General features: G+C 51.5%; 9 protein-coding genes. All 9 read right to left on the reverse strand.

Annotation, left to right across the window (positions count from 1 at the left end):
- Window positions 1-119 precede the first annotated feature (119 nt).
- Complete coding sequence (locus AACZ40_RS24495; protein WP_291173094.1) at window positions 120-554, reverse strand: hypothetical protein; 435 nt, start codon at window positions 552-554, stop codon at window positions 120-122.
- 13 nt (window positions 555-567) lie between these two features.
- Window positions 568-1,455 (reverse strand): hypothetical protein, encoded by an 888-nt coding sequence (locus tag AACZ40_RS24500; protein WP_291173092.1) that lies wholly within the window; start codon window positions 1,453-1,455, stop codon window positions 568-570.
- A gap of 367 nt (window positions 1,456-1,822) precedes the next feature.
- Window positions 1,823-2,890: an alpha/beta hydrolase-fold protein gene (locus tag AACZ40_RS24505; protein WP_291173090.1), complete on the reverse strand. Its 1,068-nt coding sequence runs from the start codon at window positions 2,888-2,890 to the stop codon at window positions 1,823-1,825.
- 203 nt (window positions 2,891-3,093) lie between these two features.
- Window positions 3,094-3,531: a hypothetical protein gene (locus AACZ40_RS24510; protein ID WP_291173088.1), complete on the reverse strand. Its 438-nt coding sequence runs from the start codon at window positions 3,529-3,531 to the stop codon at window positions 3,094-3,096.
- A 76-nt stretch (window positions 3,532-3,607) separates the two neighbouring features.
- The gene (locus AACZ40_RS24515) at window positions 3,608-4,585 is read right to left on the reverse strand and encodes a DUF1559 domain-containing protein (RefSeq protein WP_291173085.1); all 978 of its coding nucleotides are present in this window, start codon (window positions 4,583-4,585) and stop codon (window positions 3,608-3,610) included.
- Between the two features lie 365 nt (window positions 4,586-4,950).
- Entirely contained in the window at window positions 4,951-7,695 is a 2,745-nt protein-coding gene (locus AACZ40_RS24520; protein ID WP_291173082.1) for a glucosidase, read from the reverse strand.
- A 299-nt stretch (window positions 7,696-7,994) separates the two neighbouring features.
- Window positions 7,995-9,350: an NAD(P)/FAD-dependent oxidoreductase gene (locus tag AACZ40_RS24525; RefSeq protein WP_291173079.1), complete on the reverse strand. Its 1,356-nt coding sequence runs from the start codon at window positions 9,348-9,350 to the stop codon at window positions 7,995-7,997.
- Window positions 9,351-9,511: 161 nt separating this feature from the next.
- Entirely contained in the window at window positions 9,512-11,026 is a 1,515-nt protein-coding gene (locus AACZ40_RS24530) for a Y4yA family PLP-dependent enzyme (protein WP_291173077.1), read from the reverse strand.
- A gap of 6 nt (window positions 11,027-11,032) precedes the next feature.
- A partial coding sequence (locus AACZ40_RS24535) for a hypothetical protein (protein ID WP_339676202.1) occupies window positions 11,033-11,706 on the reverse strand: 674 nt, incomplete at its 5' end.

Raw genomic sequence — 11,706 nt, forward strand, 5'->3', positions numbered from 1 at the left:
CGCAAACGTCACGCCAAACAGTTCACTTTTTTTGACCTTTTGAGACAGCTTCTAGAAACCTCGTGTGAAGAAGAGATTAAGTGAGATCATGACTCCCGGAATAAATGTCAACATTTCCATCATGGTTCATGCCTCTCTATCGGATCTTCATTGCTGAGAGGCGTTGTTTCTGAAGATTCATTAAGTGGCCAGATCAATTCGATGAGAAAGAAAACCCCTTTCATAGCTCCCGAAATCAGTAGAGCAACGATAAATAATTCACCTCCCAGTTTCCAATTTACTAAAGTATCGAATCCATGTTGTGACCGCCAGTAGGCGGCACGAACGGCGGCTCCTGCGATCAATCCAGCATCCATGCTCACAACACCAACCAGCTTTCCTCTTAAATCAAAGCTGTAGACAATGAAAGTCGCCAGGGCAAAGCACATAAACAACAAGAAGGCTCCGGCAAATTGCACACCAGCGCAAATCAACCCCAGAAGAAAGCCGAGCAGTAAAAGCCCTATGGTCGTTCGCAGATAAATCAAATAATTTTTGTTTGTATTCGAGAACATAAGATTCGAAATTCTATTGTGATGTTTTTAACGTGTCAGACCCTGATTCATTAGTTCCAGTCTCATTTTCGGTTCCTGATCCCTTTAAATCCTCTTCATTGTCAGCAGGTTTGATTGCCTTCAGCGTAACAAGTGCGAGAACAAGGCCAATTAAACACGATGCACTGACATGCTTAAACAGGATCAGGAGAGTATGATCAGAGGTGCTAAACACTGGAGTCTCCCCAAAGAGAACACGCCTGATTTCTAATTCATACCAGTTACCCAATGAGCAAGCGACAAAGCAAGCGACAGGAAACGAACCATAAATATTGTATGAAAACCACAGAATGCAAAAAGTGATCAATGAACACAATAGCCAAACCGCGCGAAAACGCCTGGTTTTGATTGCCATCAGCGTAACAGGTGCGAAAACAAGGCCAACTAAACATGCTGCAATGACATGCCAGAACAGCATCAGGCGAGTAGCACAAGAGGCGATCGGCATTGGAATACCCCCATAGAGAACACACCTGAATTCCAATTCATACCATTCACCCAATGTGCACCAGATATAGTAAAGGCCCAATGTGCCATCGACAGTTTCATACTCCGATGGAAACGAAGCACTAATCTGGTAGGAAAACAACAGAATGCAAAAGGTGATCAATGAACACAATAGCCAAACCACGCGAAAACGTTTGGTTTCGATTGCCATCAGTGCAACAAGTGCGAGAACAAGGCCAATCAAACACGCTGCACTGAGATGCCAGAACAGGCTCAGGCGAGTAGCATCAAAGGCGCTCATCAATTGAGTATCCCCAAAGAGGATCGGCCTTATTTCCAATGCATACAAAGTGATCAATGAACACAATATCCAGACCACACGAAAACGTTTGGTTTTGATTTGATTCAAAATCATATACACACCGCTCTTTCTATCCGATGAGAATATTACGAATACCTTGACAGCGAACCGCTACAATGGCAACACGCTTTATCCAATTTAATCACCATGGGCTCGCAGTGACTATGCTCTGTCGCAAGCAGGCACTTTGGCTTTTGGTTTTGTTTGAATAGGAAGGCGGATAAGGGGTCAGAAGGCGATTAAGGGGTCAGACCCCGATTCATCAGTTCCAGTCCATTTTCGGTTCCTGACCCCTTTAATATTTTCCGTTTTCTCTGCCAGTTTCCTACTCGCTGCGCTCGGCACGAATTACATTCGGGCCAACCCCTTCTATTCACTTACTCTGCTGATTGATCGGTGTGGTTCATGGTCCGCAGTCAAATCACTCAGCGTGCCAGCCGCGCCAGGTCCAGATCAGGGTGTCAGCTAAAGTCTGTTCGAAGACTTTGCGGTCGCAGTGCCGGGTACCTTTGCTGAAGACGTAGCGGTAGTCGTAGCCTTTGGCCTTGAGGGCATCGGCAGTTCGCTTGTTGGCCATCACCCAGTTGTGATAAGTTTCTTCAGGATCGTTGGCACGGAGGTCGTTTTCGGCGACGTGCGTGAAGATTCGCAGCGGCTTCTTGTCGCTGTTTTCGATCAACTTCATGCTGGAATGGTATTCCCAGGCCCCCAGGGGGAACTCTGCTTCTTCAGGGGCATCGTCGTCCTGCTGATCGACGAACGTGCCGGAATAGGTAATCAGGCGACGGAACAGATCCGGACGGAACCAGCCCATTGTCAGCGCAGCCGCTCCGCCCGAACTGCAGCCCATCGTGGCCCGGCCCCAGGGATTGTCGGTAAAAGCAATATTGGGGTAAGCCGCTTTGATCTCTTTATTATTCAGCACGGCCGGCAGGACTTCGTCATTGATGAAGCGGGCATAGCGGTCGGACATCGTATCGTACTCAAGACCGCGCTCACTCCCCTTGCCGTCGTTTCCGCCGTTCTGGACGCCGATGACGATAAACGCCGGCAGCCTGCGAGCGGGATCCTGCGAGATCGTCAGGTTGTCCAGGGCATGACAGACCAGGTCCATGCGGCTCGGTCCGTCCTGCATCACCAGGATCGGTGCCTTTGTACCATCTTTGTATTCAGCGGGGACATACACGAATATCTTGCGAGTTTCCCGCACTGGCTTTTTCGGATCGAGGGTTTTATCCGTGCCGGGAAAGATTTTACTGTTCGCCAGTGGCATTTCGAACTCGAAATGTTTTCCTTTCGGATTGCCCTGATCAGTCAGATCGGCAGCAATTTTGTAATCGGGGCCCGTCACGTGATTCCCATTGCCCTGCGTGCCGGGATCCTCTGTGTATTTTTCTGCAGAATCCACCACACTGGAAGCAAAACCAGCTGCAACGACTGTGAGAAGACAACAGAAATGACGGGACCGGAGTCGGGATTTGCGCAGCATAGGAAATTCCATCGATTACAGGAGACGGTTGATAAGAAACCAGAACCAACTTTAAAGGCTACTCAATCTGATTGCCGTTATCAATCAATGGCGCAATCAAAGCGGCCCCCGTTCCTTTTGCCTGGCGCTGTATGAGATCGCAGCGAAGTTGCTCACCAGCCGACCAGAGCTGTTCCAGCCACGCCAGACTTTTCTTCTGCGTGTCAGCGGCCTGCCTGTTTCTTGCTGGCGGCCGTCGCCGGGACATCGAAGTCGAGCGTGGTCTCAGACTGTGCGGCGTCGATCTCTGCCGTTGCCTGGTAATCTTCAAACAGTGGCGGGCGAATTTCTTTCGATCCAGTGGCCGTGAAATCATAACCGGTGATCAGGATCTGAATGGCACCTGCGACGGTCCCCTTTCCGCCGGAAGCGCCGGTGTCGTATTTACCCCCTTTAATCATGGCATAGCCTACGGGGCCTTCGTTTCCTTTTTCGGCATCGGGCACAAACGTGATACGTCCACTTTCCAGCGGCTCCCCTTTATAGTTGATGGACCCTGAAACATCATAGCGTTCAGGACCATCATTGCTGCTTCCACAACCGGACAGACCAGACAGGCAGCAATACAGACTCAACAAAACAGCAAACGACAGGCGGTTCATCCTGATATCTCCCCCTCAATCCAGATAAGAAACAAACGAAGCAGTGTGCAGACAAAAACGGAAGACGTCGGTTTACTTAGAATTCGCCCAGGACTTTACCGTCTGCCCGGTCACCCAGATTCCCATAGATGGCGATGCTGACGTTTTCACTGATGAACCGCACGCTGCCATCACAGAGCGTAAAATGAGCGCCGCCCGGATGTAGGCTGCCAAAGCCATCGCTGTCGACCACGAACGGATAGATACCGTCATCATCGGGGGAACTGCGATTGATGGGACGTGTCGAATTTGTATTGCGTGAAATCAGGGTGTAACGTTTGTGGATTCCGATTCCCCCCCAGGCGCCGCCTGTTTCGTAAATCGAGCTGCTGTCCACTTCGGTGTATTGATTATTACTCACTTCACCCAGGGCGATGGTATTACTCGTGCCATCAATGATATCGCGAAATCGTGTGGCGGAATTTGTATAGAACACGCCGGGCATCGGGTTCATGGAAGTTGCCTGTCCATAATTGTTGATGTTGCCGCGACAGCTCACATAGCTGGATCGGCCGTAGCCGTTAATCGTTGTGCCTTTATTAAATTGTGTGTCAGACGGACAGGAGAAAACCGATAATGTACCGCCAAGCTTGTTGGTACTGTTGGGGCCCTGTAACAGACCATGGCCTGAAACGAATGATCCTCCGTGTGCATAACCCTGGTAGTCACTGTTGTTAAAATTCTGCAGGTTGTACAGCGGCGCCTGATCCAGATACGGGAGCAGGTATAATCCCCAGGCGGGGTTATGGCCTACATAGCGATGATCATTACTGGGAACCGGTGTGCCCCCCGCAGACATGAACTGCGGGACCGCCCAGCCGGGGGGAAAGACCGAATGGGCTTCGTGGTAGTTGTGCAAGGCGATACCCAGCTGTTTCAGATTATTTTTGCAACTGGAGCGACGAGCCGCTTCCCGTGCCTGCTGGACCGCGGGGAGTAGTAGAGCAATTAAAATAGCAATGATGGCAATGACCACCAACAATTCGATCAGCGTAAATCCACGACGTTGCATCATGAAACCCTGCTATAAAATGAAGAGGAAAGCAATCAGGAACAGGCGAGCTCAACATTGTCAACTGAAGGAAGGCAGAGAGTGATTCGTTACGAGTGCACGCAAGCGGGCTCGTGCTTTCAATTCCTTCGTCTTCACCAAAGGAGCTGGTCTTTATTGTCAGCACGAATCAAAATCTCTGGATGTGTATTCTTACGTAGTTCTAAAGCTTTGTCAATTTTTTGATGTACAAATCGTTAAGAATCTCGGGAAGAATCGATTGTGCAATGCTGAATATTTCCAGCGCGCAGCATTTTGAGAATCGCGTTTCTCAGGCGAGTCAACACGTTCGAGAAGACCTGGAAATGTCACAGTCAAACTGTCATAGTCTAAGGGTTCGAATCAGAATCTGCCGGCTGCATGGCTCCGGGTGCAGACTCTTTATTTTGCTCACCCGGTTGGCAGCGACTGGCCAGTGTTCCCAGAATTGGTGAGATGAGTGCCGTCCAGCCGGTCTGGTGGCTGGCGCCTAAGCCGCGGCCTGTTTCCGCATCAAAATACTCATAGAACAGAACCAGGTCACGCCAGTGCGGATCATTCAACAGGACGTTCGTGCGTGCATAACTGGGGCGGTCCCCGTCATCCTGCGAGAGGAACAGTCTTGAAAGCCGCTTGCGGATTTCGTCGGCAACTTCCTGCAGATCCATGTAATTCCCCGAGCGGGTCGGGCATTCCACCCGTAGCGATTTACCATAAAACAGGTGATAGCGCTCGAGTGCTTCAATCAACAGGTAATTCAGCGGAAACCAGATGGGTCCCCGCCAGTTGGAATTTCCGCCAAACAGGCCACTATCCGATTCCGCCGGCATATACTGCACACACAGTTTCTCTCCGTTCAATTCATACTCGAACGGATGTTCTTCGTGGTATTTCGAAAGTGAGCGGATTCCGAAGGTGGATAAAAACTCGTCTTCGTCCAGCAGGTAGCGTAACATCCGCAGCAGTCGTTCGCGGGTGGGAATCGCCAGCAGGCGGCGTCCGCAGTCCGCGGTTTCCTGGTCGCGCTCCATGTAAGTCATGAAGCGGGTCAGATCGGGTCGACTCTTGAGGAACCACTCCATCCGCTTGCGAAAGCCGGGCAGTTTGTCAATCGTCTCATCAAACAGCACGTCGACCGTAAACAGCGGAATCAATCCCACGATCGAACGGATTTTGAGCGGGATACTGCGATCATCCAGGTACAGATGATCGTAATAGAAACCGTCTTCTTCATCCCACAGACCGGTTCCGTCCAGTGAGTTCATCGCTTCGGCGATCGACACGTAATGCTCGAAGAATTTTGAAGCCATGTCTTCGTAAGCGGGGTTGCCATCTGCCAGTTCGAAGGCAATCGACAACATGCTGGAACAGTAAAAGGCCATCCAGGCGGTGCCATCAGCCTGTTCGAGATGCCCGCCTGTCGGCAATGGCTTGGAGCGATCGAAAATTCCAATGTTATCCAGGCCGAGGAAACCACCGCTGAAAACATGCTTGCCGCGAATGTCTTTGCGGTTCACCCACCAGGTAAAATTCAGCAGCAGCTTCTGAAAAACGCGTTCCAGAAAGTTGCGATCGCGGTCACCGTTGGACGCGGTCATCTGGTACACGCGCCAGCAGGCCCAGGCATGGACGGGCGGATTCACATCGCTGAAGTTCCACTCGTAAGCAGGCAACTGGCCGTTGGGGTGCATATACCATTCACGTAGAAACAGAATCGCCTGCTCTTTCGCGAAAAAGGGATCGATTTTCGCAAATGGAATCAGGTGAAAGGCAGAATCCCAGGCGGCGTACCAGGGGTATTCCCACTTGTCGGGCATCGAAATAATATTTCGATTGTACAAGTGCCCCCAGTCGGCATTGCGCGGATTCGGCAGCCCCGGCGAGGGGGTCTCATCTTCCCCTTTGCGTGGATTCTTCAACCAGCGGGGAATCACATAGTGATAGAACTGTTTCGTCCATAACAGGCCTGCATTTGCCTGACGCAGGATCTGCTCTTCGTCATCCGAGAGGCCCGGCGAGACCAGCGAACTGGCAAACCGATCCGCTTCTTCAATGCGCTGGGCGAACACCTCGTCGAACCCGGCGCCAAATGCTTCGACCGGTAATATCTGTGTTGCTGACATGCGCAGGCGAAACTCGACAGATTCTCCCGCGGGAACCACACACTGATAATGGGCGGCTGATTTTGTTCCCTTTGGACGGGGATTGACTACGCCTTCGATTCCCTCCACGACTGCCAGATGAAAGGCATCTTTACAGGAAGGACGTTTACTCTGGGGATCATCGAACCGCCACGTGTTCGTTTCATTCTCGGTAAACATCCACTGCGGAAGTGCGCCGTCCGGACCCACATCAGCGATCAGCTGAAACTCACCCAGTGATTCATGTTTCGCGACTAATCGATCGTCTTCCAGTTGCGCCAGGCTCGGCTTCTGCCGGGGGCGGTCCAGCGTATCACCCCAGCTCCAGGTATTGCGATACCACCAGGTCGGCAGTACGTGCAGCGGCGCATCTTCCGGCCCGCGATTAAACACGGTGGCGCGGATCAGAATGTCTTCGTCAGCCGCCTTGGCGTATTCCATCTCAATATCGAAGTAACGCCCTTCGTCAAAGATACCGGTATTGGTCAGTTCATACTCCGGCTCTTTTCGGGAACGCTTCGCATTTTCTTCACGTAGCTTTGCATACGGGAATTCGGACTGCGGATATTTATACAGCGCCTTCAGATACGAATGCGAGGGAGTCGAGTCCAGGTAATAATAGGCCTCTTTGACGTCTTCCCCATGGTTGCCTTCCGGCCCGGTGAGACCAAACAGCCGCTCTTTCAGAATCGGGTCTTTACCGTTCCAGAAAGTCAGTCCGAAACAGAGTCGGCACTGCCGGTCGCAGATGCCCAGCAGACCATCTTCCCCCCAGCGATAAGTGCGCCAGGTGGCTCCTTCGTGTGTGAAATTCAGCCAGGGATCACTGATGGCGGTACTCTCGCGTACGGTTCCCCACTGACGCTCAGCCAGATACGGTCCCCAGCGTTTCCAGTTGGCACCCGGTTCACGCTCCGATTCGGCGACAAGACGTTCCCATTCAACTTCTGGCATAGATATCATTACTTTTTTAAGAGTCAGGCAGAGACAGGCGTGCCTAATGTATTTGCAGGACGTGCGCAAGAATATTGCTTTCCTGGACAGGAATCAATATGTCAGCACGATATTTACACGCCTGGTTCCGTAATTGCGAATTTCGTTCCCATGATTCACGGTCTTATCAGAATTCTCATGAAAAGCAACTGACTGAACAGGTCTGAACGAACTGGCTTTTGACAGTCGGACGCTTGCAGGCAGAACCCGCTGTGTTCATGTCCAATCGTTGCGATATGAATTATCCGGGGCAATGATTCTCAAAGCATATTGCGAATGCCAGAGGCAGAGGTCGGAAACGCAAACAGCACCGATTTAACGTCGGTCGCGGTCAGACGGAACTTCATAGCCAGCGCAAACAGATTAATGGTTTCCCCCGCATCAGGGGCAAGCAGATGTGCTCCCAGGATCTGATCGGTCTGCCTGTCGATGAGGATTTTATACGCCGCACAGGTGGCTCCCACCTTTCGCAGCGAGCCCCAACTGCTCATATCGCCGTCCTGAACCTCGAAATCGTATCCCGCTTCGCTGGCCTGGTCTTCGTTCATCCCCACTGATGCCAGTTGAGGTACAGTAAACAGGACGCGAGGTACTACGCCATAATCGGGAGTCGCCTGATTGCCCTCCATAATATTTTTCACCACGGTAAAACCCTGCTGATTGGCGACTGGCGTCAGTTTGGGTTGATCGGTGCCAGCCACATCACCGGCGGCATAGACATGCGGATTGGAAATGCTCTGCATAAATTGATTGACCTTGATTCCCGTTTCATCATATTCAATCGCCGCCCGTTCCAGATCCAGTCCCTCGGTAGCCGGGACGCGACCGGCACCATGTACGACCATGTCGGTATAATACTCTTTCTCCATCCAGTTTTGCCTCACAGTCACTTCCAGTTTTCTGTTCTTATTTTTGTATAAGGACAGTACATCTGCAGACAGAATGATGTTGATACCCAGGTCACGCGAATATTTCACAAGGCGGTCGACCAGGGAGGGTTCAAAGTCACTCAGTGGTCGTTTATTGTGATCCATTACCGTGACTGCTGCACCTGCCCGTTGAGCCACATGGGCAAATTCGAACGAGATATAACCCCCGCCAATAAAGAGGATCTCTGCGGGTAACCGGGGCGTCTGCAGAAACTGATCGCTGTGAGTGAGCAAATCCTCTCCGGGAATATTGAGGGTTGCCGGCCTGGCGCCGGTGCAGATCACAATTTTTTCCCCTTCCAGTTCGGCGTCATCGACTTGGATAGTCTGCAAACCCGTGAAGCGCGCAGTGCCCTGGATGATGCTGATATTCTTCTTTTCAAACTTTTTTGTTTTTTGAGGCGTAACGGGTTTTGTGAACGTCTCTTTAAAAGCGATTAACTGCGACCAGTCAATCCTGGCCTGGCTGTCATCAGCAATTAACTGCCCTTTCGACCGTCGTGTCCAGTCAGCCAACTCGGCGGCGTGAACCAGTACTTTCTTGGGATTGCAGCCGTGCAAAGCACAGGTGCCTCCAATTTGCTGCGAATCAATGACAGCGACCTTGAATTTTTCTGCGCACTGCTCAGCAATCCGGGTCGCCGCGGGACCCGATCCCAGAATCAGGATGTCGAATTGTGTGGTCATAACCCATTCTTTTCATCAAGACTGTGTCCAGTTTTACTGTAGAGTCTCCAGGGACATTTGAACCGAGTATAATAGATTGAGAAACACTATGGTTAAATGTGATACGCTTCAGGAAGATCAGAACATGATTTTTAAAGCCTCACTGTAATTGGTGTACCCCGTCAAATCTCCTGATCTATCGGATCAAGGTCGACCTGTTCCGTTTCCGGATCAAAAAACACGTTTCTGGCAAGTGGAAACTGATGTGATCGGCTCTCCAGAAAATGCATGAAATAACCGGCTGTATTTGGAAACACAACCAGATCGCCAATCGACACCCCCTGTGGAAACTGCAAACGCCTCAGGCTTAAGAATTCCGATTCATTACAGTACGCACCCACCAGGTAACCTTCCATCGCTGGTGCTGTCTCCGACACAGTCTTCTCTTTATCTACCGGAATCAACAAAGGATCTACCAGAAAATCATCGCTGTTGGTACGGCACTGCGTGCGATTCATGGAAAGCCCGATGAACCAGCTGCCATCGCTGCGCTGCTTACGAAATTCTACTCGTGCCGCGGTCAGGCCACAACCATCTAAGACACTTCGTCCAGGTTCACACCGCAGTTGAAGCTTGCGGCGGCAGAGTGCTTTGGCAATGGTTGTGTCTTCGCAGTCTGCCTGCAACAGATCCTGTAACCAGTCCTGCTGAACTGGCGATTGGTAATAGGGATAACACTTAGGCTTACCCAGCAGTCTGCCCTCATCTGCAATCAGGCCCAGGCCATGATTCTCCCAGGTCAGCGGATTTCGATTTCCCAGCAGAGCCTGACGGTGTTCTCGCCAGAAACGCTCCCAGGCAGCTTTCGAGTCGAGATAACTCATGGGAAAGCCACCTCCCATGTCCAGAAACACAACCGGATGCTGCTGCGACCGCAAATCATCAATGTAAGGCAGCAGTTGTCGAATCGCCGCAATCCGCTGGTGTCGGCTGTACCCATCCAGATGAAAATGCAGTCCCGTAATCGACAGAGTACTTACCGTTTCAGTTTCCTGCGACCAGAAACGTTGAACCACAGAAGGGACTTCTGCAATATCGAACCCAAACCGCGAGTTCAGCTTTTTGCCCTCATAAGCAAACCCGCTGATCCTTAATGCGATCTTCGTCGTGCGTTTCGCTTCCCGCGCCAGACGTTCTGTGAGTAACAGCTCATCCGTGTTATCAATGGCAATCGTAATCCCCGCATTGATACACAAATGCAACAATTCCTCACTTTTAACAGCCGCTGTGCAAATGATTTTTTCAGCGGGAACTCCCAGGTCAAGCGACTGTCTGATTTCATTCGTACTGGCGGTATCGATCCCACAGCCCTGCTGACTGGCCGCTTCCACGAACGTCAGGCATTTATTCGCTTTGCGGGCAAAATAGACTTCGAAATCCAGACCAAATGCCTGGGCTGTCTCCCGCAGCAGGTTTAAATTCTTCTGGAACGGCTGAAGAGAGAGTACATTCAGCGGGGAACCGTACTCGTGCACCATTTCAGGCAGGACCGGACTGCTGCACAACGACAACATCCAGGTTTCCAGTCTGGCGGGTAGCGGAACAAGCCCCTGGCAGTATTCCCGCAGCATCGCCTGCGTGTCTTCCAATACGAGACTCGAATTTTTTGAGGACTGATCAGATCTGACAGACTCCATGCGACCTCACCTTTGCTGAATGCGACGACAGACAGAACGAGCCCACTGATCGGGATGCTTATGTAACAGTCGCGTCAGGGTGTCGTTCCCCAGAACACAGCCTTCCGTAGCCCGGCCGATGACGGCCAGTCCGCGCATGATCTCCCCAGTGACTGCAACAGGACGACCAGATCGATTGACTTCGATGCCCCCTGCTCCCTGGATACAGCGTGCCCATCCGGCAGAAATGATTTTCGAAAGGATCGAATCCTTCGCGAACTGTTGAGAGTGAGGAATCACAGCATGCACGAGTCGATCCACGTCAATCGCCCTGCCCTGCTGTGTCAGTTTAAGCGTATGCTCCTTCTGGACCACGCTACCTTTCAGAAAATCCAGATTGATCAGACCCGCTTCGATCAGCGCCAGCATCCGCCCGACATTCTCCGCAGGAGGCCCGAACGCGAGCCGTTCCATTTCGACTGCACATTCTGAAAACTCATGCCAGCTGGAAACAGATAAGCCGCCGTGACTGATTCTGCGTACGAGTGCGGAATAGAGCTGCCGAAAGGTTTCACCCACTGCCCAGATTTCATCCGGTTGTTCCCTCCCTGTCGCGACATGGTAAGCATGTTTTAACAGTGCGAAGCCTTCTGCTCCCGAACAGGTGCTGCTGGTCCATTGATTGTACCAGTGAGCCAGTT

The sequence above is a fragment of the uncultured Gimesia sp. genome (assembly GCF_963972345.1).
Taxonomy (GTDB): domain Bacteria; phylum Planctomycetota; class Planctomycetia; order Planctomycetales; family Planctomycetaceae; genus Gimesia.

Excerpts from the sequence above, each read along its gene's own strand:
- AACZ40_RS24520 (WP_291173082.1), bottom strand. The coding sequence starts at position 7,695 with ATGCCAGAAGTTGAATGGGAACGTCTTGTCGCCGAATCGGAGCGTGAA.
- AACZ40_RS24525 (WP_291173079.1), bottom strand. The coding sequence starts at position 9,350 with ATGACCACACAATTCGACATCCTGATTCTGGGATCGGGTCCCGCGGCG.
- AACZ40_RS24505 (WP_291173090.1), bottom strand. The coding sequence starts at position 2,890 with ATGCTGCGCAAATCCCGACTCCGGTCCCGTCATTTCTGTTGTCTTCTC.
- AACZ40_RS24515 (WP_291173085.1), bottom strand. The coding sequence starts at position 4,585 with ATGATGCAACGTCGTGGATTTACGCTGATCGAATTGTTGGTGGTCATT.
- AACZ40_RS24495 (WP_291173094.1), bottom strand. The coding sequence starts at position 554 with ATGTTCTCGAATACAAACAAAAATTATTTGATTTATCTGCGAACGACC.
- AACZ40_RS24530 (WP_291173077.1), bottom strand. The coding sequence starts at position 11,026 with ATGGAGTCTGTCAGATCTGATCAGTCCTCAAAAAATTCGAGTCTCGTA.
- AACZ40_RS24500 (WP_291173092.1), bottom strand. The coding sequence starts at position 1,455 with ATGATTTTGAATCAAATCAAAACCAAACGTTTTCGTGTGGTCTGGATA.
- AACZ40_RS24510 (WP_291173088.1), bottom strand. The coding sequence starts at position 3,531 with ATGAACCGCCTGTCGTTTGCTGTTTTGTTGAGTCTGTATTGCTGCCTG.